We start from the raw sequence: 24,021 nt of genomic DNA on the forward strand, positions 1-24,021 counted from the left end.
GGAGGCCGCAAGTTGCGGTAACGGTTACATTTTTGCGTGCCACCCAGGGGACAATGACGTCCGTATGATGTTGCAGCGCAGTATTGAACTTTGGTCGCAGGCTGCGGAACTTTCACCGAATGCGCCGGTCCGATCTTTCGACCTGCCTGCAGCAACCTCGTCGACGCTCCGCCCCGCAGGTCCCACGATGGCCCCGAAGCCCGGCTCCGGGGCCATCTTTTTGCATCGTCGCGACAGCGCTGAACCGTGCACACTTCGTGGACCATACGTTCACGGATGGTGGACGGGCCTGTCCGGCACAGTGGCCTTCATTCTGATGAACCACTGCAAGGACTCTTCGATGCGCCCCGTACCCACCCTTCTCGCCCTCTCCCTGCTCGCCGCCGGCGCTTCGTTCGCCACTGCCGCCCACGCCGCTGAAGGCGACGACCGCTTCGCCCTGCGCCTGGGTGCGATGAACATCGACTCGGACAACACCCTTCGCGGCAAGACCAACGTCGCCGGCCAGGACATCGGCTTCTCCGAGGACTTCAAGCTGGGTGGCAAGGAGTGGGAACCGCGCATTGACGGCATGTTCCGCATCAGCAACCGCCAGCGCCTGCTGTTCAACTACTTCAAGTACGACAAGGACCGCCGCGAGACCCTTGGCCAGGACATCTCCTTCGGTGACGTCAACGTGCCGTCCGGCAGCTTCGTCAAGGGTGAACTGAAGTACCAGGTCGCCAGCCTGGTCTATGACTACTCGGTGGTGGACACCGATACCTTCGACCTCGGCCTGCAGCTGGGTGCCGAGTACGCCAAGGTCAGCACCAAGGCCTATGCCGATCTGGGCACTGTCTACGAAGGCCAGTTCCTCAATGAGAAGACCGACGGCGTGGCGCCGGTGGTCGGTGCGCGCCTGAGCTTCACCCCGTCGGAAAAGTGGATGATCACGCTGCAGGGCCAGTATCTCAACACGCGCTGGGGCAGCTTCGATGACTACAAGGGCGACCTGAGCCGCGCCAACGCCATCGTGGATTACCGCTTCACGAAGAACTTCGGTGTGTTCGCTGGCTACGACTGGTTCAAGCTCGACGCGGACAAGAAGGGCAGCGACGGCACCATCGGCCTGAAGCAGGAATTCAAGGGCCCGGTGGCCGGCGTCAGCTTCGTGTTCTGATCCCCCGCCCCTTCCACGGCACTCTCTCTCCTGGCGCGGCCTCCGGAACATCGGGGCCGCGCTTTTTCTTTGCATCGTCGAGCAGAGAAGCAGGTTGGTCGAGCGCTGGGGGAAGAGGGGCTTGCGTGCGAATGTCCCCCGGCACCGGCCTGCGGCCGTCACCTCCTCCTTTACTTCGCACGCAAGCCCCTCTTCCCCCGCGTGTCAGGCATCCAGGCGGGCCAAGCTGTGGCTCTCGACTATCCGCAAGCCGAGCCGCTGCGCGGGTGGCAGGCGTTTGGACAAAGTAAAGGAGGAGGCGACCGCCGCAGGCGGACGACGGGGGACATTTGTCCAAACGCCTGCCACCCGCGCAGCGGCCCCACCGCCCGCAAAAATCCGGAGCGGAGAAACAAAAAACCCCGGCAGATGCCGGGGCTTTTCATTCGCGAAGGCGCGGGCGCCTTACTTCTTCTTCGGCATGTACAGATCGGTGATCGTGCCGTCGTAGATTTCCGAGGCCATCGCCACCGATTCGCTCAGCGTCGGGTGGGCATGGATGGTGTGGCCGATGTCTTCAGCTTCGGCACCCATCTCGATGGCCAGGCCGATCTCGGCCAGCAGGTCACCGGCGTGCACGCCGACGATCGCACCACCGATGATGCGGTGGGTCTCTTCGTCGAAGATCAGCTTGGTGAAGCCCTCGGTGCGGCCGATGCCGATCGCACGGCCACTGGCGGCCCACGGGAACTTGGCCACGCCGACCTTCAGGCCCTTGGCCTTGGCTTCGGTCTCGGTCACGCCGACCCAAGCGATTTCCGGGTTGGTATAGGCCACCGACGGGATCACGCGGGCCACCCATTCCTTCTTGTGGCCGGCGGCCACTTCGGCAGCCAGCTTGCCCTCGTGCGTGGCCTTGTGGGCCAGCATCGGGTTGCCGACGATGTCGCCGATGGCAAAGATGTGCGGCACGTTGGTGCGCATCTGGCGATCGACCGGGATGAAGCCACGGTCGGTGACCTGCACGCCGGCCTTTTCGGCATCGATCTTCTTGCCGTTCGGCGAGCGGCCCACGGCCACCAGCACGCGATCGAAGGTGCCCTGCGCCAGCGCAGGCGCCTGGCCTTCCTCGGCGGCGTCGAAGGTCACGGTGATGCCCTTGGCATCGGCGGTGACGCCCGAGGCCTTGGTCTTCAGGTGGACTTCGATGCCCTGCTTCTTCAGGCGGTCGGCCAGCGGCTTGACCAGGTCCTTGTCGGCGCCCGGCATCAGCTGGTCCATGAACTCGACCACGGTGACCTTGCTGCCCAGCGCGCTGTACACGGTGGCCATTTCCAGGCCGATGATGCCGCCACCGACAACCAACAGCGAGCCCGGCACTTCGGCCAGCTCCAGCGCGTCGGTGGAATCCATCACGCGCTTGTCGTCCCACGGGAAGTTCGGCAGCTTCACCGCCTGCGAACCGGCGGCGATGATGCACTTCTGGAAGCGCAGCAGCTGGGTGCTGCCGTCAGCCGCGGTGATTTCCAGTTCGTTGGCCGAGACAAACTTGCCGACGCCCTGCACGCTGCGGACCTTGCGCTGCTTGGCCATGCCGGCCAGGCCCTTGGTCAGCTGGTTGACGACCTTTTCCTTGTACTCGCGCAGCTTGTCCAGGGTAATGGTCGGCTTGCCGAACTCGACGCCGAAATCACCGGCGTGGGCCACTTCGTCGATGACCGCTGCAGCGTGCAGCAGCGCCTTGGACGGAATACAGCCCACGTTGAGGCAGACGCCGCCGAGGCTGGCGTAGCGCTCGACCAGCACCGTATCCAGGCCGACGTCGGCGGCGCGGAAAGCGGCGGTGTAGCCGCCCGGGCCGGAGCCCAGCACGACCATTTCGCATTCGATGTCGGCCGGCTTGCCGCTGGACAGCGCCGGCTTCGGCGCCGCCGGCTCAGCCGGGGCGCGGTGCGACGGGGTCACCGGCGGCTTGCTGGCCGGAGCGGCCGCTGCCGGGGCCGGCGCGGCCGCCTTGGCCGGGGCTTCGGCGGCACCTTCGGCGTCCAGCACCACGACCACAGCGCCTTCGGACAGGGTGTCGCCCAGCTTGACCTTGATTTCCTTGACCACGCCGGCAGCCGAGGACGGCACTTCCAGGGTGGCCTTGTCCGATTCCAGGGTCACCAGACCCTGATCCTTCTTCACCGTGTCGCCGACGGCGACCAACACTTCGATCACCGGCACATCGCTGTAATCGCCGATGTCGGGAACCTTGACTTCAATCGTGGCCATGGTGGGTTTTCCTCGTGCCCGCCCGGCGGTGCCGGCGGGCTGTCACTGCATCTGTTCACGCGGCCGCGCCAGGGGCGGCGGCCGCACGGTGGGGGCGAAGCGGTGCCTTACAGCAGCACGCGGCGCATGTCGGCCAGTACCTGCGACAGGTACGTGGTGAAGCGCGCGGCCAGCGCGCCATCGATGACGCGGTGGTCGTAGCTCAGCGACAGCGGCAGCATCAGCTTCGGTGCGAACTCCTTGCCGTTCCAGACCGGCTGGATGGACGACTTGGAGACGCCGAGGATGGCCACTTCCGGTGCATTGACGATCGGGGTGAACGCGGTGCCGCCGATGCCGCCCAGCGAGCTGATCGAGAAGCAACCACCACTCATGTCGGCCGGGCCCAGCTTACCGTCGCGTGCCTTCTTGGCCAGTTCGCCGGTTTCCTGCGCGATCTGCACCACGCCCTTCTTGTCCACGTCGCGGATCACCGGCACGACCAGGCCGTTCGGCGTGTCGGCGGCAAAGCCGATGTGGAAGTACTTCTTCAGGGTCAGGTTTTCACCGCTGGCATCGAGCGAGGCGTTGAACTCCGGGAACTTCTTCAGCGCTGCGGCGCTGGCCTTGATCAGGAAGGCGAGCATGGTCAGCTTGATGCCGGCCTTCTCGTTCTCCTTGTTCAGCGCCACGCGCAGGCCTTCCAGGTCGGTGATGTCGGCCTGTTCGAACTGGGTGACGTGCGGGATCATGGCCCAGTTGCGGGCCAGGTTCGCACCCGAGATCTTCTTGATGCGCGACAACGGCTGCACTTCGGTCTCGCCGAACTTGCTGAAGTCGACCTTCGGCCACGGCAGCAGGTTCAGGCCACCACCGGCAGCGACAGCAGCACCGCCGGCAGCCGGCACGCCACCGCTGAGTGCGGCCTTGACGAACTTCTGCACGTCACCCTTGGTGATGCGGCCACCCTTCTCGGTGCCGTTGATCTGCAGCAGGTCCACACCCAGTTCGCGGGCGAACACACGCACCGCCGGGGTGGCATACGGCACCTTGGCCGGCAGCACGCCATCGGCGTTGAACTGCACCGGCGGGCTGGACGGGGTACCGGCCGAGGCGACCTCGCGGGCCGCCAGCTTGTCCGGCTGCGCCGGCACAGCGACCGGCTCGACCTTGGTGGCGGTCTCGGCGGCAGCCGGAGCGGCAGCAGCGGCTGCCTTGGTCGGCGCCGGCGCGGCAGCGCCCTCGGCCTCGATGATGGCGACCACATTGCCCTGCGACAGAGTGTCGCCGACCTTGACCTTCAGCTCCTTGACCACGCCAGCCACCGAAGACGGCACTTCCATGGTGGCCTTGTCGCTTTCCAGCGTGACCAGGCCCTGGTCCTTCTTGACCGTGTCGCCGACGGCGACCAGCACTTCGATGACCGGAATGCCGGAATAGTCGCCGATATCCGGCACCAGCGCTTCAACCGCACCACCGCTGGCAGCCGGAGCGGCCGGCGCAGCTGCGGCCGGGGCCGGCGCGCTCTGGGTGGCGGCAGCCGGCGCTGCGGCCTTGGCCGGTGCCGGCGCGGCAGCTGCCGGCTTGGCAGCCTCGCCTTCAGCCACTTCGATCAGCGCCACGACCTTGCCCTCGGACAGGGTGTCACCGACCTTGACCTTGATCTCCTTGACCACGCCGGCCACGGCCGACGGCACTTCCATGGTCGCCTTGTCGCTTTCCAGCGTCACCAGGCCCTGGTCCTTCTTGACCGTGTCGCCGACGGCGACAAGCACCTCGATTACCGGGATATCGCTGTAGTCACCGATATCGGGGACAAGTGCTTCCTTGATTTCGGCCATGGGGATAACTCCGGCAATCTGGTGTAGGGAAACGTCTATTGTGCGGCCAGCGGGGGCCAGCGCCAACCGTTACAGGTGTTTTCAGTACTCACGCAGCCGGGACACGCTGTTGCTCATGGGTTGCGGCCGCGACCAGTCGGTAGCGTATTGTCCGGACGATGTCCGCTTCATGTCGCCAGTGCGTCGGCTACCGGCTGCCAGGCCTGGCGCAGCCGCGGCAGTGACCAGGCCGCGTTGGCAGGGCTGGTGGACGGCAGCGCCAGCAGCCTTGGCGGCGCCTCCAGGCCGGGCAGCACCCAACGCTGGAATGCCTTCAGCGATGCCGCACCGTTGCAGCCGATCAGCTCCAGCTCAGGAAGCGAAGCGATCAATGCCGGCAGCGCATTGGGTACTTCCGTGCCACGCACGATGTCGGCATCCAGGCTGCCACGCCGCTCGCACTGACCGATCACATCCCACAAACCCACACCGGCTGCCTGCAGTGCGCGCAGCCGTTGCGGGTACGCCAGGGCCACATCGAAGCCACAGATATCGGCCAGCACAGGCCAGAAGCGATTGCGCGGATGCGCGTAGTAGCGCTGCTCCTGCAATGACGCAACGCCGGGCATCGAACCCAGCAGCAGCACCCTGCACTCCATGTTCACCTGCGCTTGCAGGCCGATGCACACCGTTGCTTCGCTCACATCTTCTCCAACTGCATGAATGTCGCCGAGGGCCGAAAAGCCCATGAAAACAGGCTTTTCGCTCCAGTCGCTGAACAAGGGAAACTATTTTTTAACGTGCGTCGGATTCGATTCATGTTGGGGCGACTACGGTGTGCTCGCCCCGCAACCGGGGGCCCAAAACAAGAAACATTAGGAGATACCCCCCATGCGCTCCATCCGTATCCTGAGTCTCGCCCTGCTGACCTCCGCCGCCTTCGCGCCGGCCGCTTTCGCCCAGGACAGCAGCAGCACCGACACCGCTTCGGGCAAGCATTTTGCCGTTGTTGGCGGCATCTCGCTGCTGGAACCGAAGAACGACCCGATCACCGGCGTCAAGAAGACCGATGGTGGCCCGGCGCCGACCGTCAGCTTCAGCTACTACATCAACGACAACTGGGCCGTTGAACTGTGGGGCGCTGCCGACAAGTTCGACAACAAGTTCAAGGGCCCGAACAACGCCCGCCTGGGCTCGGTCGAGCAGCAGCCGATCGCGCTGAGCGGCCAGTACCACTTCGGCCAGGCTGACAACGTGTTCCGTCCGTTCGTGGGCGTGGGCTACTACCAGTCGAGCTTCAGCAACGAGAAGCTGGGCAACGGCGCTGACACCGACATCCGCTTCAAGGATGCCAAGGGCGTGATCGGCACCGTCGGCGTGGACATGAACATCAACTCCACCTGGTTCGCCCGTGCTGACGCCCGCTACATGCGCGCCCGCCCGGACGTGAAGGTAGGCGGCGAGAAGATCGGCGAAGCCAAGATGGATCCGTGGACCGTCGGCTTCGGCATCGGCGCCCGCTTCTGATCCAGGCTGCACCTGCTTCACTGATGTAACGCGACGGGCCCTTCGGGGCCCGTCGTCGTTTCCGTCACCCGCGTTCTGTAGAGTCGAGCTTGCTCGACTGCCTTTCGTAGAGTCGAGCTTGCTCGACTTTTGCAAGAGCAGTCGACTGACAGTCGACTCTACACACACAGGATGCGGAGGCGCGATGCACGACGTCGACCTGCTGGTGATCGGTGGCGGTATCAACGGTGCCGGCATCGCCCGTGATGCCAGCGGCCGCGGCCTGCGCGTGCTGTTGTGCGAGCAGCACGACCTCGCTGCGCATACCTCCAGCGCCAGCAGCAAGCTGATCCACGGTGGCCTGCGCTACCTGGAACAGCGCGAGTTCGGTCTGGTACGCAAGGCCTTGGGCGAACGCGAGGTGGTACGCCGGCAGGCACCCTATCTGGTCCGCCCGCTGCGTTTCGTGCTGCCGTGGGAACCGCACCTGCGCCCACGCTGGATGCTGCGCGTGGGACTGTGGCTGTACGACCACCTGGGCCCACGCAGCCCGGCATTTCCCGCCTCGCGCGCCCTGGACCTTCAGCATGATCCGCTCGGCCCCTGGCTCTCCCCGGATCTGCGGCAGGCCTTCAGCTACGCCGACGCGCAGGTCGATGACGCGCGTCTGGTACTGCTCAATGCCCTGGATGCTGCCTGGCGTGGCGCACAGGTACATGTGCGCAGCCGCTGCATCGAGCTGCGCCCTGTGCAGGGCCGTTGGCTGGCCGTGCTGGAATCCGCCGATGGCCAGCAGCATGTGACCGCGCGCGCCGTCGCCAATGCGGCTGGCCCATGGGCCGGTGGCTTGCTGGAGCAGATGGAGGCCCGCAGCGGCGGCCCCGCGCTGCGGCTGGTACAGGGCAGCCACATCGTGATGCGCCGCCCCTGGCCCGATGACAGTGCCTGCCTGCTGCAGCAGCCCGATGGCCGCGTGGTGTTCCTGCTGCCGTTCGCCCACGATCATCTGCTGATTGGCACCACCGACACCGACTACCGCGGTGACCCGGCGCGCTGCAGCGTGCTGCCTTCCGAGGTGAGCTACCTGTGCGCGGCCGCCAGCCGCTATCTGCGTGAGCCGATCACTCCGGAAGACGTGGTCTGGCAGTTCGCCGGTGTACGTCCCCTGCTGGCCGACCCGGACCCGCGTGCGGCAACGCTGAGCCGCGACTACCGCCTTCAGCTGCAGTCCAACCCGGCGCCGGCGCTGCATGTGCTGGGCGGCAAGCTGACCACCTACCGCGTGCTGGCCGAGGAAGCGCTGGACCTGCTGCGCCCTGCCCTGCCACAGATGGGGCCGGCCTGGACCGCAGGCGGAGACCCGCTGCCGGGCAGCGACTGGGGCGACGCCGCGCAGGCGCGCTCCCGTCTGCAGGCGCTGGCACCGTGGTTGCCCGTGGAGATCGCACGGCGTTGGGCCGAAGCCTACGGCAGCCGCAGCGCCGCCCTTCTGCAGGGTGCACGGGGCATGGACGATCTTGGAGAGGACTTCGGCGGCGGCCTGCATGCGCGGGAAGTGGCTTTCCTGCGCGACCACGAATGGGCCTGGGACGCCGAGGACGTGCTGTGGCGGCGGAGCAAGCTGGGGTTGCGGCTGGATGCTGCGCAGGTGGCGCGGCTGCAGGCGTGGATCGATAGACGGTAGATACCGTGTCGCCCTCGCCTAGGCAAGGGCGACGTCAGGCTCAAAGGGTCGGTCACTTCTCAGTACGCCCCAAATCAGATGGATGAGCTTGCGCATCACTGCACACATGACGACCTTGAAGGGCTTGCCTTTCGCGCTGAGCCGGTCTGCAAAGGACTTCAGTGTGGGGTTGTGGGTCTTCCCGGTCAGCGCCGGCATGTACAGCTTTTTGCGGAAATTGGCGTCGCCGACGCGTGATATCCGGCATTTGCCTTCGTAGTTTCCTGATTGACGCTGGGCCGGATTCAGGCCCGCGTGGGCAACCACCTGGCGCACGTCGCTGTATTTGCTTAGATCCCCCAGAATGGCCAACAGCTGGGCACTGCTGGTGTTGCCTACACCGGGGATGCTGGTAAGCAGTTGATGACGCCGGCGCAGGTCCGGATCGTTATCGATATGGTCCTCAATCGCCTTCTGGACCTGCTTGATCTGCTCTTCCAACGTCCGGATCACATCCTTGATCCCTTGCTGGACCGAGATATCGGCAACGTCCAGGCGGTTGTGCTCCATCTGCAGCATTTCCTGGAGATCATCTCGACGCCGTACCAAGGCGCGCAGCTTCACCTCCGAGGGCGTCGGCGGAACGTAGGGATGCAGCTTTTCCGAGCGTTGTGCCTCAAAAAACCGGGCAATCAGCTTGGCGTCGCTGCGGTCAGTCTTGGTCCGCATCCCCTCCGCCTGCCCAAACGCCTTTACTCGGGCGGGATTGGCCACATGAACCACGACCCCCGCCTCCACCAGTGCTTGAGCCAAGGCCTCGTGATAGATGCCTGTAGCCTCCATACCTACCGCCGCGTTCGGCGCATGCTTGGCGCGCCAAGCCAGAAGCTCATCAAAACCCTTTGGCGTATTGGGGAGTTTGGCCTTGGTTCGATACTTGCCGTGAGATAGAGGCAGGGCGATGTCAAAAGTCGCCTTGGCTGCGTCGATGCCGATAAATTGCATGATTTCGCTCCAGCTTGAACTTACGATCGTGATCGGAAGCCGCCAGACTTGCCCTTGTGAGTACAGGCTCTCACCCGATGGCGGGCCTAAGATACCGTTCAAGTTCCATGGCGGTGTCAGGCCGCCGACGCGCTGAATCTACTTTGCAAGCTCGAAGGCTTAAGAGCCGAGGCAGCGTCATCGGAGCCTCCCGGGTCACCGGGGGATTGTGCCTGATCAGGGCACGATCCAAGACACAAGAGTCGAGCTTGCTCGACTGACATGAAAAGCAGTCGAGCAGGCTCGACTCTACCAACACCATCGCTACCGGAGACGCTGCATGACGCCCCGCTACGTGCTGGCCATCGACCAGGGCACCACCAGTTCGCGCGCGATCCTGTTCGACCGCACCGGCGACATCGTCGGCAGCGCGCAGCGCGAATTCGCGCAGATCTTCCCGCAGCCGGGTTGGGTCGAGCATGACCCGCGCGAGATTCTCACCAGCGTCTATGCCACGCTGACCGAACTGCTCAGCCGCGGGCAGATCGACCCGCGCCACATCGCCGCACTGGGCATCACCAACCAGCGCGAAACCACCGTGGTCTGGGACCGTGCCACCGGACAGCCGATCCACAACGCCATCGTCTGGCAGTCGCGGCAGAGCCACGCCATCTGCGAGCGGCTGAAGTCCGAAGGGCATGAGGCGCTGATCCGCGAGCGCACCGGCCTGCTGATCGATGCCTATTTCTCCGCCACCAAGGTGCGCTGGATCCTCGACCACGTCGAGGGCGCGCAGCAGCGTGCCGAGCGCGGCGAGCTGCTGTTCGGCACCATCGACAGCTGGCTGGTCTGGAACCTCAGTGGTGGCCAGGCGCATGTGACCGACTACAGCAACGCGGCGCGCACGCTGCTGTTCAACATCCACACGCTGGACTGGGATGACGACCTGCTGGCGCTGCTGGACATCCCGCGCGCGATGCTGCCGCAGGTGCGCGATTCCAGCGCGGTGTACGCGCATACCCGGCCGCAGTTCTTCTTCGATCACCCGATCCCGATCGCCGGCATCGCCGGTGACCAGCAGGCGGCCCTGTTCGGCCAGGCCTGCTTCCAGCCGGGCATGGTCAAGAACACCTATGGCACCGGCTGTTTCATGCTGATGCACACCGGAACGCAGGCGGTGCGTTCGCGCAATGGACTGCTGACCACCATCGCCTGGGGCCTGGACGGGCGCGTGGAATATGCGCTGGAAGGCTCGATCTTCATCGCCGGCTCGGTGGTGCAGTGGCTGCGCGATGGGCTGCGCATGATCGAACGCGCCAGCGACAGCCAGGCGCTGGCCGCGCAGGTGCCCGACAGCGGCGGTGCTTACCTGGTACCAGCATTCGTCGGCCTCGGTGCGCCCTATTGGCGCAGTGATGTGCGCGGCGCGATGTTCGGCCTGACCCGTGGCACCCGCAAGGCGCACTTCGTGCGTGCCGCGCTGGAGGCGATGGCCTACCAGACCCGCGACGTGCTCGATGCGATGCAGTCCGATGCCGGTATCGCGCTGACCGAGCTGCGCGCCGATGGCGGTGCGATCGGCAACGACTTCCTGGCCGGATTCCAGGCCGACATCCTTGGGGTACCACTGCTGCGGCCGCGGCTGACCGAGACCACCGCACTGGGCGCGGCCTACCTGGCCGGGCTGGCGGTGGGGTTCTGGTCCAGCCGCGAACAGATCGCCGCGCAATGGGGCCTGGACCGGCGCTTCGAGCCACAGATGGAGGTGGCGCGGCGCGAGAAACTGTATGCGGGATGGCAGCAGGCCGTGGCGGCCACCCTCGCCTTCCACGTCGACTGACGGTAGTGCCGGCCGCTGGCCGGCAACCCCATGATCCTTGGCGGCGTCTGCAGATTGCCGGCCAGCGGCCGGCACTACCACATGGCCAGCGGCCGTCAGAACGCCGGCAGCACCGCGCCCTTGTACTTGGTCTCGATGAAGGCCTTTACCTGCGGGCTGGTCAGGGCCTTGGCCAGCTTCTGCACGCGGGCGTCGTCCTTGTTGTCCGGGCGCGCGACCAGGAAGTTCACGTACGGCGAGTCCTTGCTCTCGATCGCCAGTGCATCCTTGGTCGGGTTGAGGCCCGCGTCCAGTGCGTAGTTGGTGTTGATCAGGGCCAGGTCGACCTGGTCCAGCACGCGCGGCAGCATCGCCGAGTCCAGCTCGCGGAACTTCAGGTTCTTCGGATTGGCGCTGATGTCACGCTGGGTCGACAGCGCGTTGGTCGGATCCTTCAGCTCGATCACACCGGCCTTGTGCAGCAGGATCAGCGCGCGGCTGTTGTTGCTCGGGTCGTTCGGGATCACCACGTCGGCACCTTCGCGCAGCTCGGCCAGCGACTTGATCTTGCGCGAATACGCACCGAACGGCTCGATGTGCACGCCGATCACCTTCACCAGATCGGTCTTGCGATCGCGGTTGTAGGCATCCAGATACGGCTCGGTCTGGAAGTAGTTGGCGTCCACCTGCTTCTGCACCAGCTGGTCGTTGGGCTGCACGTAGTCGTTGAACACGCGCACGTCCAGGTCCACGCCTTCCTGCTTGAGGATGGGCTTGACCACCTCGAGGATCTCGGCATGCGGCACGGCCGTGGCGGCCACCACCAGCTTCTGCGAGGGCTCGCCGGACTTGCCGCAGGCGGTCAGGGCCAGCGCAGCGGCGAGCAGGGGCAGCAACAGGGTCTTCTTCATGGGCGGAAGGGTTCTCGGGGGGAGTGTCAGGAGTTGTCGTAGTTGCTCAGGGCGAGCTCAAGCAGCGCCTTGGCCTGCTCGCGCAGCATCACCGGTTCGACGATCTCGGCATCCGAGCCGTAGTGCAGCACGTCCATCAGCAGCTCGCGCGAGACGCTGTACGGCACCTTCAGTTCATAGCGGCCATCGGCCAGGAAGCGGCCCTGCTGCTTGGAATGCCAGTGCTCGTCGGCCACCCAGCGCGCGGCCTTGGCGCTGAACAGGATGGTCGCCCAGCCCTTCGGCGCACCGGAGAAGATGCCGTAGCTGGCCCCGAGCTGCTCGTCCAGCTCGCTGTCGGCCACGTCGCGGGCGGTGCTGTCGATCACCCGCGCCTTGTGGATGCGATCCACGGCAAAGCTGCGCAGCGCCTCGCGGTCATGGTCCCAGGCATCCAGGTACCAGTTGTCGCGATAGTGGGTCAGGCGCTGCGGCGAAACGGTGCGCTTGGTCGGCTCGTCGGTGGAACGGGCGCGGTACTCGAACGCCAGCTGGCGGCGCTCCAGCACCGCCGAAGCCACGCTGCGGAAGCTGCCTTCATCGAACTTGCGGCCACGGTGCGGAATCACCCGCACCCGGTCCACCGGCCAGCTGGAAACGCCAGCCTGGGCCGCCAGCAGGCTCTCGATGCGCTGCTGCAGCGGTGCCAGCACCGAGGACAGCACGCCGCCTCCGGTCCGCGCCAGCAGGTGCTGCGAGGCCAGCAGGGCGTGCAGTTCCTCCGAACTCAGCCACAGGCCGGGCAGCTCGAAGCGGTCGCTCTCGTCGGCCTGGTAACGGAAGCCGGCTTCGCCGTCGCCCTCGATCGGTGCCATCAGCGCATCGCGCAGGAAGGCCAGATCGCGGTAGACGGTGGCACGGGAGCAACCGAGCTTGTCCTGCAGGGTCGCCACCGTCACCGGATAGCGTGCGGACTTGAGCAGACGATGCAGGGCGGTGATGCGTTCGTATCGGTCCATACCCCCGATTATGTCCGAGTCGCGGGTCTTGTGTGGGACGTTTGGGCTATCGTGGTCGCCCCCACCCCTCTGGAACACCCGATGCGCCGGTTGCCTGCCCTGTCCCTGCTGGCCTGCCTGCTGCTGGCCGCCTGTGATCGCGCGCCCGCGCCGGCCAGCACCGAAGCGCCCGTGCCTGCGGCGGATCCGGCGCAGGCGGTGCTGGGCGCCAGCCAGCGCTTCTCGGCCCTGCGCAGCTTCCACGCCGAACTGGAGGTGCTGGGCGCGCCCCAGCCGGTGCGCAGCGCCATGGACTTCGTCGCCCCCGACCGCTTCCGGGTGCAGACCCCGGCCGGTCCGCAGACGATCATCGGCGACACCATGTTCCTGCAGGCCGACGACGCGATCCGGCAGGTGCCGACCCCGCCGGGCCTGCTCGAGCAATGGCGCAACCCGCTGCCGGCCGATGCCCTGCCCGCCGATCTGCAGGCCGAAGACCTGGGCAGCCAGTCGCTGGACGGGGTCGAGACGCGTCACTACCGCCTGCGCGGTGCGCAGCCCGGCGAACGCCTGGAGTACTGGGTGGACGCGCAGGGCCTGCCGCGGCAGATCGTACGCAGCGGCAGCAGCAATGGCCGCAGCTTCCAGCTGCGCCTGCGCTATTCGCGCTTCAACGACCCGGCATTGCGCGTCGATCTGCCCTGAATAGGCGATCGCGGCAACGTCTGCTGAAGAAACCGTTTGGATCGATTCGGACCGCCATCACGCTTCCAGTATCATCACCGGCTGTCAACCGCTTCGGAGAAGCCCCGATGTCCCTGCGCGTGTCCCTGCTGATCCCCCTGCTGCTGTGCGCACCGCTCGCGTATGCGCAGGATGCCTCCGAACTGGCGGCGATGTCCTCGCCGTGGAGCGGCAGTGGCGGCGAGCTCGGTTTCGCTTCGGCACGCGGCAACAGCAGCACCGAGAGCTTCAACGGCCGCCTGCGCCTGCGCTACACCGATGGCGACTGGGTGCACAGCATGGACCTGGCTGGCCTGCGTTCCAGCTCCAAGGTGATCGAGACCCGCGACGACGGCTCCACCAGCCGCCGCAACAACACCACCGCCAACCGTTATACCGGCAGTGCCGGCAGCGCGCTGCAGCTGGGCGAGCACCGCCAGCTGACGGCCACGGTGCGTACCGAGCGCGATGACTTCGCCACCTACGACCGCCAGAGCTCGTTCGGTCTGGGTTACGGCACCCGCCTGTGGAACACCGAGCGTTTCTCGTTCGACGCGCAGATCGGCCCCGGTGTGCGCCGCACCCACAGCACCGAGGACGACCGCACCCGCACCGGCATGATCGGCCGCGGCCTGTTCGACATGAAGTACTCGCTGACCGACAACACCGACCTGGTCAACACCCTGCTGGTCGAGTCGGGTTCCTACAACACCTTCGGCCAGAACGACTTCGGTGTTTCGGTGAGCATGAACGAACACCTGGCGCTGAAGGCCGGCTGGCAGGCGCGTTACAACAGTGACGTGGCCGAGGACAAGCGCAAGACCGATACGCTGACCACGATGAACGTGGTCTACAAATTCAAATAAGAAACGGGCGCCAAAGGCGCCCGTTCTTCTTTCGGTAGTGCCGGCCGCTGGCCGGCACTACCTGCGATGGCTCAGACGTTCAGCAATTCGCCGGCACCGGCATCCAGCAGCATCTTCGCCACGCGCTGGCCCAGTGCTTCTGGGTCACTGGCCGGGCCGATCGCCTCGGCACGCACCGCACGGCCATCGCTGGCACTGCCGACCAGGCCCTGCAGGTGCAGGTCGGTCCCCTGCCACTGCGCGATCGCCGCCACCGGCACGTGGCAGCTGCCATGCAGCGCGCGGTTCATTGCCCGCTCGGCTTCCACACAGGCGCGCGTTTCCGCGTCATCCAGGCCCGCGAACAGCGCCATCAGGCGCGCGTTACCACCGTCGCACTCCACCGCTACCGCGCCCTGCGCCGGGGCCGGCAGCCACTGCGGCGGTTGCAGGCGCGCGACGATGCGCGCGCCCAGGCCCAGACGCTCCAGGCCGGCCACGGCCAGCACGATGGCGTCGTAGCCACCGTTGTCGAGCTTGGCCAGGCGGGTGTTGACGTTGCCGCGCAGGTCCAGCAGTTCCAGGTCCGGGCGCAGCGCGCGCAGCTGGGCCTGGCGGCGCAGCGACGAGGTGCCAACCCGCGCACCGATCGGCAGCGCATCCAGCGAGGCGTACAGGTTGGAGACGAAACCATCGGCCGGATCGTGGCGGGTCAGCATCGCCGGCAGCGCGAAGGGTTCATCCAGTTCCATCGGCACATCCTTCAGCGAATGCACGGCGCAGTCGGCCTCGCCACGCAGCATGGCCAGCTCCAGTTCCTTCAGGAACAGGCCCTTGCCACCGATGGCGGCCAGCGAGCGGTCCAGCACCTCGTCACCGCGGGTGCTCATCGGCACCAGTTCCACATGCAGGCCGGGGTGGGCCTGGCGCAGGCGATCGGCGACGTGTTCGCTCTGCCAGAGGGCGAGCGGGCTCTTGCGGGTGGCGATGCGGACGGTTTCCATCCGGTCATTATCGCGCCTTCGGCGTGGATACGGCCAACGGCGGAGCCCCTCGTGGCTGGTGGAGGGGTCATGAAAGCAACAGCCGCGCGTGGCCGGGCGGGGTGGGCCACGCAGGGGACGCTGCAAGTACGTCCATGTAAGCTCGGTCGCCGCATCCATGCGGCTCACGCCCCTGCGCAGCCCACCCCGCCCGGCCTCTGACAGTTTCCGTGTGCGTCAGCCACGGAAGATCAAAAGAAAAAAGCAGAAGCAAAAGCAACAGCCGACGGCTTCCGGAGTCAGATCCCTTTTCCGCAGGAAAAGGGATCTGACCCCTCTTCCCCACTCGATAACAACAATGCCCTTGCCGTCCGTCACCGGGAAATTCGCGAGGGTGAGGCGGGATGGGCGGGCGGGACCGTTGGCGCCATGGATGGCGCCATCGAGCCCCCAGGGATGGGTTTACGGCGTGTCCCGCCCGCCCTTCCCGCCTCACCCAACACGCAACAACACAGAGCCGACAATCTGCTGTTGCTGTTGCTGTTGCTTCAGACGTTGCTCGTAAGCAGTCGCGGCCGCAGGCCGCGCGGACCACTCACAGATGCCGCAGTTCCTGCTTCAGCGTCGCCACGCAGCGGCGGCTGACTTCCAGCGGTTGCTTGCCATGCCGCAGCACTGCCTGCACCTGCCCACCCGTGCCACGACGCAGCTCGACCAGTTCGTGGCGCGCCACCAGGCAGTTGCGATGGATGCGGATGAAGCGGCTGGCGAACTCTTCTTCCAGCGACTTCAGCGACTCTTCGATCAGGTCTTCTCCGCGCGCGTGGTGCACCACCACGTACTTCTCTTCGGCCTGCAGGTAATGGATGTCGTCCAGCGGAATCAAGCGCAGGCTGCCGCGCAGGCGCGCGCACAGCATGCTGCGCGCCTGTTGCCCGCGGTGGTCCTGTGGCTGACCATCGCGGCCGGCCAGGAACGTGCGCGCGCGCGCGATGGCCGCGGCCAGACGCTCGGCACGTACCGGCTTCATCAGGTAATCAATCGCGGCCGCCTCGAACGCCGACAGCGCATGCGCATCGTAAGCGGTGCAGAACACCACCGCCGGCCGCGGCTCGAAGCTGGCCAGGTGGCGGGCGGCTTCCAGGCCATCCAGCCCGGGCATGGCGATATCCAGCAGGACCAGGTCCGGCTGCAGCTCCGCGCACGCATGCAGGGCCTGCTCGCCGTTGCCGGCCTCGGCCACCACGTCCACCCCGTCCTGCGCCGCCAGCAGGCTGCGCAGGCGTTCCCGCGCCAGCGGTTCGTCATCGGCGATGACTACCCTCACGATCGCTCCCTCACTGGATCGGCACTGTCACCTGGCAGGCATAGTAGCCCTCGCTCCAGCCAGCCGTCATCCGCGCGGCGCTGCCGAAGCGCCAGGCCAGCCGATGGCCGATGCTGTGCTGGGCATGGCCGGCACCGCGCGCCAGGGCCAGCCCGGGGGCCTGCGGGTCGGGCGCCGGATTGCGCACGCAGATCTGCAGTTCATTACCCTCGCGCATCAGCTGCAACTCGATGGTGCCGCCCTCGGGCAGCCGCGAGATGCCATGCAGCACGGCGTTCTCCACCAGCGGCTGCAGTACCAGGCGAGGCAGGGGAAGATCCCAGGGCAGCGGTTCGTCGCGCTGCCAGCGCACCTGCAGGCGCTCGCCCAGGCGCAGTGATTCGATCGACAGGTAGCGCTCGGCCAGCTCGCATTCGTCACGCAGGGTGGAATCACCCTCGCCTGCCCCCAGCGCGGCACGGAACAGATCGGACAGGTCCAGTACCGCACGCTCGGCCACGACCGGGTCGCGATGCAGCAGGCTGGCGATCAGGTTCATGCTGTTGAACAGGAAATGCGGGCGGATCCGCGCCTGCAGGGCATCGGCCTGTGCGCGTGCGTTGGCCTGTACCTGCGCGGCCCAGCGATCACTCACATAGAAGTAGCGCAGGGCCAAGGCAGTGATCAGCGCCGTCGTCGCCGCGCTGCCCAGCGTGAAGCGCCAGAAGCTGATGCCGCGGGCGAAGCTGTCGCCAAGCACCGCGTACAGGGCATGCACGATGCCCGCGCAGACCACCGCGATCAGCGTCGCCAGTGCGATGGCCGAGACCGCCCCCAGAACCTGTGGCAGCCTCGACAACGCGTTCCGCAGCAGGCACAGGCTGGCCGTTACGGCCAGCGCCAGCCACAACGCGAAACCACTGGCCGACAGCAGTTCGCCCACAGTCCAGTGGCGGCTGCCATCCGGGGCCAGGGCCAGCACCACCACCACCAGTTCGGCCAGGCCGAGCATCGCCGCCAGCCGCGGCAGGCGGCACAGTTCCGGCATCCAGGGCGGGGCGCTGGCCGGCGGCATGGGTCAGGCAGCGCCCAGGCGTTCCTGCAACCAGTCACCCAGCGCCTGGATCTCTTCGGCGCAGACCTGGTGGGCCATCGGGTAACTGTGCCATTCCACCTCCAGGCCCAGCGCCTGCAGTGCCTGCGCACTGTGTGCGGCCACCGCCTGCGGAATCACCGGATCGCTGCTGCCATGGGCCATGAACACCGGCACCTGCACGGCGCCTTCAGCGCGCTTTGCGCCGTCGGCTTCGGGCAGGTAGGTGGACAGCGCGATCAGGCCGGCCAGCGGCGCAGTGCGTGACAGCGCGGCGGTCAGGATGATCGCGCCCCCCTGCGAGAAACCGGCCAGGAAGATCTTCTCCGGCGCGATGCCACGCTCGATCTCGCGCGCGATCAGCGCATCCAGCTGCACCACCGATTCCTGCACGCCCACCATGTCGGCGCGCGATCGGAAATCCATGCCGACGATGTCGTACCAGCCGCGCATCGGCACGCCGTTGTTGATCGTGATCGGCCGCACCGGTGCATGCGGGAACACGAAGCGCAGCGCCGGCCAATGCGGACGCACCAGCTCCGGCACGATCGGCGCGAAGTCGTGGCCATCGGCGCCGAGGCCGTGCAGCCAGATCACCGACCACTGCGGCGAGGCGCCGGTCTCCTGTTCCACCGTTTGCAGCATGATGCGGCTCCTTCAAGTTCGAGCCGCATTATGCCGCTGCCGCGGGACGATCAGTACAGCGGCGGTTGTTCGGCCGCTTCCCGGCGCAGCTGCGCGGCGCGTACCAGCACCGGCGGCGGGATGTTCTCCTCGGGGATATCAAGCAGGCCAAGACGGTGCAGGAAGGCGCCGGGGCCACGCGAAGACGTCAGTGCCACCACCGGTACCGCCAGCACCATGCCGATCACCACCGGCGCCATCCACGCGGCCAGCGATGGCGACACCGCCCAGGCCAGCATGCCCATGAAGGCGCCGAACACCCCCAGCCCACCGTAACCACGGATCAGCGCCAGCCACGAAATGCCACCATCGTCACGCTGCTGCGCGTCCCAGCCCGAATCGCGGCCGGACAGCACTTCGGCCACGCCGCGCGACTGCACGTACATCACCACCGGCGCCATCAGCGCGGCCAATACGGTTTCCACCAGCATCGAGACGAACGCGCGCAGGGCACCGCCACACCCGCGGCGGTCGACCGGGTCCAGCAGCATCGCCAGGTAACCCAGCACCTTGGGCAGCAGCAGCACCGCCATGGTCGCCGCGAACAGGCGCACCACCTGTTCCTCATCCTGGGCCCGCCAGTACACGCTGGGCGACAGGTGCAGCAGGGCGTTGAAATCGATGCCTTCCTGGAACAGCGGGATGGCGATGCCGATCAGCATCAGCATCGCCCACATCGGCGCGGTGAAGTAATGACCGATGCCGATCAGCATGTGCATGCGGCTGATCCAGTGCAGGCCACGGCTGCCGACCACCTTGCCGTGCTGCAGGTTGCCCTGGCACCAGCGGCGGTCGCGCACCAGCAGGTCGGTCAGGGTCGGCGGACCTTCTTCATAGCTGCCGCCCAGGTACGGCACCATGTGCGCGGCCCAGCCGCCACGACGCATCAGCGCCGCTTCGACGAAGTCATGGCTGAGCACGTGGCCACCGAACGGCTTGCGCCCCGGCAGCGCCGGCAGCCCGGCCTGATCGGCAAAGGCGCGGGTGCGGATGATGGCATTGTGGCCCCAGTAATTGCTCTCGGCACCGTGCCACCAGGCCACGCCACGGGCGATCACCGGACCGTACACACGGCCGCCGAACTGCTGCATGCGCGCGAACAGGGTGCGCCCGCCGATCACCGACGGCAGGGTCTGGATCAGGCCGACGTCGGCGTTGTGCTCCATGCCCGCGACCAGGCGCACGATGCTGTCGCCGGTCATCAGGCTGTCGGCGTCGAGGATCAGCATCTGCGGGTAGGCACCGCCGAAGCGGCGGACCCAGTCGGCGATGTTGCCGGCCTTGCGCCCGCTGTTGTCGCCACGGCGGCGGTAGAACAGCCGCGCCTGGCCATCGGGCACGCGCTCGCGCAGTTCGGCGAACACCTGCTCCTCGGCCCGCGCGATGTCTTCGCGCCGGGTATCACTGAGCACGAAGAAGTCGAACCGGTCGAGCTGGCCGGTGGCGGCCACCGACTCGTAGATCGCCTGCAGGCCGGCCAGCAGCCGGCGCGGATCTTCGTTGTAGGTCGGCATCAGCAGCGCGGTGCGGCTGTGCACCGTCGGCAGTGGCTTGTCCGGGTCGATGCCGAGGCGATACCCCCGGTCGAACACGGCAGTCAGGAAGCCGGCCACGGCGCTGGCGAAAGACAGCGCGATCCAGGCGAACAGGCCGACAAACAGCACCAGCAGGCAGGCTTCGAGCACGCTGATGCCATTGGCCGACAGCACCCGCCACATCATCCGGGTAGCGATGGCGGTCATCGCCAGCGTGCCGCCGAAGATATAGAACCGGCGCAGGCCGATCAGCCGCGGCGAGGTGCGGTGGCGGCGAACCTTCAGCTGGCCTTCGCGCAGGGTCTGCTCAGGCATCTGCAACGGCGATTCGGCCGGCAGCAGCGTCCAGCCGGCATCAAGCCGGGACGTATCTGCTTCCGCATGGATGGTCTGCACCTCCATTGCCGCCTACTCCGCGCAGTCGGCACGGCCGGCCATCCCGGCCGGGCTGCATGCACCAAGGTTCCCGGCGCGCTTTCCCGGCGCCCGCACTTGTCCTGGCTGCGTCGGCGTCACGCCACGCAGTCGCTGTCTGTCACTACCGGAACCCACACGATCTCCAACGGGGCGGAATCGAAAATGCGGCTCAGTCTAGGGCGCCGGATGTAAGCCGAGTGCGAAGGTCTACGCCGGGATTTATCCCCATTCAGCAAACAGCAGGCGAGTGCCGGGGCAGGGGAACGGATGTCACTTGGTCGCCCCAGGTACTGGATCGTAACAAACGCGAACGGTTATCATTTTATTAACCAGGCAGGTCACCGTCTTCCGCACGGCCGAGACCCACCCAGCTGCGCCGGTTCCCACCCAGCGCCCAACGACCCATGGAAGGGGGCTGCCTGCTGTCTGCGTGCGCCTGCTGCTTCCACCGGGTCCCCCTCCTCCGATGGAAGCCGTCATGTCCCTGTCGTTCCGTACCCCTTCCGCGCGCCTGCCGCGCACCCGCTTGGCCTGCGCTCTGGCCACCGCCTGCCTGCTGGCCCTGCCCGGCCTGGCCGCCGCAGAGGCCAGCGCCGATGCCTCCACCAAGGATCTGGATACCGTGGTGGTCACCGCCTCGGGCAACCAGCAGTGGATCAAGGATGCACCGGCCAGCATCAGCGTGATCAGCCGTGAGGACATCGAGCGCCAGCCGGTGCACGACCTGGCCACCCTGCTCAGCCGCGTGCCGGGCGTGACCGGTGGCCTCAGCGCGGTCGGCGAGCAGTCCAAGATCAAGCTGCGTGGCATGCCGTCCAATTACACGCTGGTGCTGGTGGACGGCAAGCGCATGGGCAGCTCGGCCTCGACCAACTACCGGCCCGACCTCGGCCGCCAGGATCTGAACTGGATCTCGCCCGACCAGATCGAACGCATCGAGGTGGTGCGCGGACCAATGTCGTCGCTGTACGGCTCCGACGCCATGGGCGGCGTGATCAACATCATCACCAAGCGCATCGGTGATGACTGGAACGGCAGCGCCACCCACAGCTATACCCGCCCGGGTGATGGCAAGCGCGGTGATACCCAGCAGATCGGTGCGACGTTCTCCGGCCCGCTCGGCGAGCGCTTCGGCCTGCGCATCGGTGCCAACAGCATGCGCCGCGACTCGGACCGCTCCAACGGTGGTGTCTATGGCAATGCCTACGCCGGCGAGAAGGACCGCAATGTCGACGCGCTGCTGCAGTGGAAGCTCAGCGATGCGCAGGAACTGTCGCTGGAAGCCGGCCACGGCGTGCAGCAGGCCTTCATCGACGCATCGCTGGAAAAGCAGGACGAAGGCGCCTGGGGTGCCAGCGAACTCAAGCGCAGCTCGCTGGCACTCAACCACGATGGCAAGTGGAGCTTCGGCAACTCGAAGCTCAGCGCGTACTGGACCGAGTACAAGAACGACATCGGTGCCACCGGCCGCTCCGAGGCCACCGATACCATCATCGAAGGCAGCCTGACCACGCCGTTCACCCTGGGCGTTGAACACCAGTTCGCCGTCGGTGGCCAGTGGAAGCGCCAGGAACTGACCAATACCGATACCATCGGCCGCGCGCCGATCGACTATGCCGGCAATGCCGTCAGCGGCTCCAACCTGGAAGTGGATACCTGGGCACTGTTCGTTGAGGACGAACTGAAGCTGCACCGCACGTTGGCGCTGACCCTGGGCGCACGCCTGGACCACCATGAGAAGTTCGGCAGCCACGTCAGCCCGCGTGCGTACCTGGTCTGGCACCCGGCCGAACAGTGGACGATCCGCGGTGGCGTCTCCAAGGGCTTCCGCGCGCCCAGCCTGACCGAGAACTCGCCCAGCGCGGCCACCCAGTCCGGCGGCCGCGGCTGCACCTCGCTGATCCCGCTGGGCTATACCCGCGGTGGCTGCTACATGGCCGGCAACCCGGACCTGGACCCGGAAACCAGCACCAATCGGGAGATCGGCATCAGCTTCGACAATGACCTGTTCGATGCCGGCCTGACCTACTTCCATACCGACTTCAAGAACAAGATCGAGTACGCGCCCCTGGGCAAGTTCAACGGCATCTGGTGGACGCGCATGAGCAACGTGCAGCGCGCGCGCACCAGTGGCATGGAAGGCAACTTCAATGTCCGCTTCGGCGAGCAGTGGCGCTGGCGCACCTCGGCCACCTGGATGAAGGAAGCCAAGAACCTGACCACCGGCAGGAACCTGATCGATACGCCGGAGTTTTCCGGCTATTCGTCGCTGGACTGGACGCCCAATACGGTGTTTTCCAGCAGCCTGTCGGCGCAGTACACCGGCAAGCAGACCGGTACCGCCACGACCTTCCTCAAGGCCTACACCCTGTATGACCTGACCGCAGCCTGGAACGTCAACGAGGTACTGACCCTGCGCGGCGGCATCAGCAACCTGGCCGACAAGAAGCTGTATGCGGAAGGCTCCACCGACTACTTCGTGGCCGGGCGCAGCTACTTCATGAGCATGACCGCGCGGTTCTGACCGGCGGCGCGCGCCGCGATCGCGCTGGCAGCACGCCAGCGCGATCGGCGGTGTTGCGGATTACTCGCTTTCCAGCGCGGCCGCGGCCGCGTTCTGCGTAGCGGCCGTGCGTGCACGGTCCATCGCTACCGCCAGTTGCTGGCGTGCGAGCAGTTGTTGTGCCTGCACCACTTCAGGTGTCGGCAGGAGCACCGGTCCCGGTGCGTTTTCCGGTATAGCAGGTGTGGTCATGCAACCTCCATGGACATCCCGCCGCCGCCCGGGTTCAGCTGGGGCGGCAGCGGAACTGCGCACCCTATCCTAAAAACAAGGCGGATGGGTGACGGTGCGGCGCCCCGCCGCAGGCCTGCACATGCCGGGCGCGTCACATTTTTGACGGTTGAGGGTAGTTTCCTGAACCGTCGGCCTCGTATCATGTAACCGTTTTCCTACAAGGACGTAATCGTCAATGAACGCCGTCGACCTCTCCCGCTTCAGCCCGAAGTGGCAGTTCCGCTTCAATTTCTTCCAGCAGCACGGCGCTCCGAAGGAGCCGCGCTTCAAGGAAGCCTGGAAGGCGCTGTCCTTCGGCGACCGCCTCAAGATCAACATCAACTTCTTCGCCTTCTTCTTCGGCTTCATCTACCTGTTCATTCTGGGCATGTGGCGCAAGGCGCTGGTGGTGATCGGCATCGGCCTCGTGCTGGGCATCGTGTCCCTGTTCCTGCCGGACATCATCGCGCGCCCGCTGTTCATCGCCATGAACTTCCTGGTTGCCGCCAGCACCAACTACAGCTACTACCTGGAGCAGGTGAAGGGCAAAGCCAGCTGGAATCCCTTCGAAGGCATGTTCTGACGCGA

General features: G+C 66.4%; 20 protein-coding genes. 8 read left to right on the top strand and 12 right to left on the bottom strand.

Translation table 11 applies throughout. From position 1 onward, the window contains the following. The first annotated feature begins 340 nt into the window (after positions 1–340). Positions 341–1,159, top strand: a complete 819-nt coding sequence (locus tag ACSYS9_RS21175; RefSeq protein WP_010481314.1) for a hypothetical protein — start codon at positions 341–343, stop codon at positions 1,157–1,159. A gap of 444 nt (positions 1,160–1,603) precedes the next feature. On the opposite strand, the gene lpdA is transcribed toward ACSYS9_RS21175, so the two are convergent. From lpdA to ACSYS9_RS21190, 3 genes are all read right to left on the bottom strand, one after another. Then, positions 1,604–3,412: a dihydrolipoyl dehydrogenase gene (gene lpdA, locus ACSYS9_RS21180; RefSeq protein ID WP_071229583.1), complete on the bottom strand. Its 1,809-nt coding sequence runs from the start codon at positions 3,410–3,412 to the stop codon at positions 1,604–1,606. A 107-nt stretch (positions 3,413–3,519) separates the two neighbouring features. Then, positions 3,520–5,232, bottom strand: coding sequence for a dihydrolipoyllysine-residue acetyltransferase (gene aceF, locus ACSYS9_RS21185; RefSeq protein WP_071229582.1), 1,713 nt, complete (start codon positions 5,230–5,232; stop codon positions 3,520–3,522). Between the two features lie 167 nt (positions 5,233–5,399). After that, entirely contained in the window at positions 5,400–5,915 is a 516-nt protein-coding gene (locus tag ACSYS9_RS21190; protein ID WP_049421431.1) for a DNA-deoxyinosine glycosylase, read from the bottom strand. A 187-nt stretch (positions 5,916–6,102) separates the two neighbouring features. Here ACSYS9_RS21190 and ACSYS9_RS21195 point away from each other — a divergent pair, with 187 nt between their 5' ends. Together ACSYS9_RS21195 and glpD are read left to right on the top strand one after the other, a co-directional pair. Continuing rightward, complete coding sequence (locus tag ACSYS9_RS21195; RefSeq protein ID WP_032129052.1) at positions 6,103–6,738, top strand: OmpW/AlkL family protein; 636 nt, start codon at positions 6,103–6,105, stop codon at positions 6,736–6,738. A gap of 184 nt (positions 6,739–6,922) precedes the next feature. Next, complete coding sequence (glpD, locus tag ACSYS9_RS21200) at positions 6,923–8,401, top strand: glycerol-3-phosphate dehydrogenase (protein WP_049460863.1); 1,479 nt, start codon at positions 6,923–6,925, stop codon at positions 8,399–8,401. A gap of 18 nt (positions 8,402–8,419) precedes the next feature. Here the strand turns inward: glpD and ACSYS9_RS21205 are convergent, their stop codons facing one another. Then, positions 8,420–9,385, bottom strand: a complete 966-nt coding sequence (locus tag ACSYS9_RS21205; protein ID WP_440568522.1) for an IS110-like element ISStma4 family transposase — start codon at positions 9,383–9,385, stop codon at positions 8,420–8,422. A 319-nt stretch (positions 9,386–9,704) separates the two neighbouring features. Between ACSYS9_RS21205 and glpK the strand changes: the two genes are divergently transcribed. After that, positions 9,705–11,204 (top strand): glycerol kinase GlpK, encoded by a 1,500-nt coding sequence (glpK, locus tag ACSYS9_RS21210; RefSeq protein ID WP_071228886.1) that lies wholly within the window; start codon positions 9,705–9,707, stop codon positions 11,202–11,204. A 95-nt stretch (positions 11,205–11,299) separates the two neighbouring features. Here glpK and ACSYS9_RS21215 read toward each other — a convergent pair whose 3' ends face one another. Together ACSYS9_RS21215 and ACSYS9_RS21220 are read right to left on the bottom strand one after the other, a co-directional pair. Further along, positions 11,300–12,094: a MetQ/NlpA family ABC transporter substrate-binding protein gene (locus tag ACSYS9_RS21215; protein WP_049399178.1), complete on the bottom strand. Its 795-nt coding sequence runs from the start codon at positions 12,092–12,094 to the stop codon at positions 11,300–11,302. Positions 12,095–12,120: 26 nt separating this feature from the next. Next, the gene (locus tag ACSYS9_RS21220) at positions 12,121–13,092 is read right to left on the bottom strand and encodes a helix-turn-helix transcriptional regulator (protein ID WP_010481302.1); all 972 of its coding nucleotides are present in this window, start codon (positions 13,090–13,092) and stop codon (positions 12,121–12,123) included. Positions 13,093–13,173: 81 nt separating this feature from the next. Here ACSYS9_RS21220 and ACSYS9_RS21225 point away from each other — a divergent pair, with 81 nt between their 5' ends. Both ACSYS9_RS21225 and ACSYS9_RS21230 read left to right on the top strand, forming a co-directional pair. Then, positions 13,174–13,776 (top strand): LolA family protein, encoded by a 603-nt coding sequence (locus ACSYS9_RS21225; protein ID WP_049399177.1) that lies wholly within the window; start codon positions 13,174–13,176, stop codon positions 13,774–13,776. 107 nt (positions 13,777–13,883) lie between these two features. Then, on the top strand, positions 13,884–14,660 hold the full coding sequence (locus tag ACSYS9_RS21230) for a DUF481 domain-containing protein (protein ID WP_010481298.1): 777 nt from the start codon (positions 13,884–13,886) through the stop codon (positions 14,658–14,660). Positions 14,661–14,731: 71 nt separating this feature from the next. On the opposite strand, the gene hemC is transcribed toward ACSYS9_RS21230, so the two are convergent. The 5 genes from hemC to mdoH form a co-directional block, all read right to left on the bottom strand. After that, positions 14,732–15,643: a hydroxymethylbilane synthase gene (gene hemC, locus ACSYS9_RS21235; RefSeq protein ID WP_049421426.1), complete on the bottom strand. Its 912-nt coding sequence runs from the start codon at positions 15,641–15,643 to the stop codon at positions 14,732–14,734. Positions 15,644–16,217: 574 nt separating this feature from the next. Then, positions 16,218–16,949: a LytR/AlgR family response regulator transcription factor gene (locus ACSYS9_RS21240; protein ID WP_006395075.1), complete on the bottom strand. Its 732-nt coding sequence runs from the start codon at positions 16,947–16,949 to the stop codon at positions 16,218–16,220. 10 nt (positions 16,950–16,959) lie between these two features. Continuing rightward, positions 16,960–18,003, bottom strand: a complete 1,044-nt coding sequence (locus tag ACSYS9_RS21245; protein ID WP_177179491.1) for a sensor histidine kinase — start codon at positions 18,001–18,003, stop codon at positions 16,960–16,962. Positions 18,004–18,006: 3 nt separating this feature from the next. Further along, positions 18,007–18,666: an alpha/beta hydrolase gene (locus tag ACSYS9_RS21250; RefSeq protein WP_080291776.1), complete on the bottom strand. Its 660-nt coding sequence runs from the start codon at positions 18,664–18,666 to the stop codon at positions 18,007–18,009. Positions 18,667–18,716: 50 nt separating this feature from the next. Next, a complete protein-coding gene (gene mdoH / locus ACSYS9_RS21255) occupies positions 18,717–20,642 on the bottom strand; it encodes a glucans biosynthesis glucosyltransferase MdoH (protein WP_032128590.1) in 1,926 nt (641 codons plus the stop codon). Positions 20,643–21,135: 493 nt separating this feature from the next. Here mdoH and ACSYS9_RS21260 point away from each other — a divergent pair, with 493 nt between their 5' ends. Further along, the gene (locus ACSYS9_RS21260) at positions 21,136–23,181 is read left to right on the top strand and encodes a TonB-dependent receptor domain-containing protein (protein WP_071227806.1); all 2,046 of its coding nucleotides are present in this window, start codon (positions 21,136–21,138) and stop codon (positions 23,179–23,181) included. Positions 23,182–23,241: 60 nt separating this feature from the next. Here ACSYS9_RS21260 and ACSYS9_RS21265 read toward each other — a convergent pair whose 3' ends face one another. Then, positions 23,242–23,412, bottom strand: coding sequence for a hypothetical protein (locus ACSYS9_RS21265; RefSeq protein ID WP_165929944.1), 171 nt, complete (start codon positions 23,410–23,412; stop codon positions 23,242–23,244). A 217-nt stretch (positions 23,413–23,629) separates the two neighbouring features. Here ACSYS9_RS21265 and ACSYS9_RS21270 point away from each other — a divergent pair, with 217 nt between their 5' ends. Beyond that, positions 23,630–24,016, top strand: a complete 387-nt coding sequence (locus ACSYS9_RS21270) for a DUF2628 domain-containing protein (protein ID WP_071227807.1) — start codon at positions 23,630–23,632, stop codon at positions 24,014–24,016. The last annotated feature ends 5 nt before the right edge of the window (positions 24,017–24,021 follow it).

Origin of the sequence: Stenotrophomonas sp. STK17_22 (assembly GCF_051983905.1) — a bacterium.
Classification (GTDB): domain Bacteria; phylum Pseudomonadota; class Gammaproteobacteria; order Xanthomonadales; family Xanthomonadaceae; genus Stenotrophomonas; species Stenotrophomonas maltophilia_A.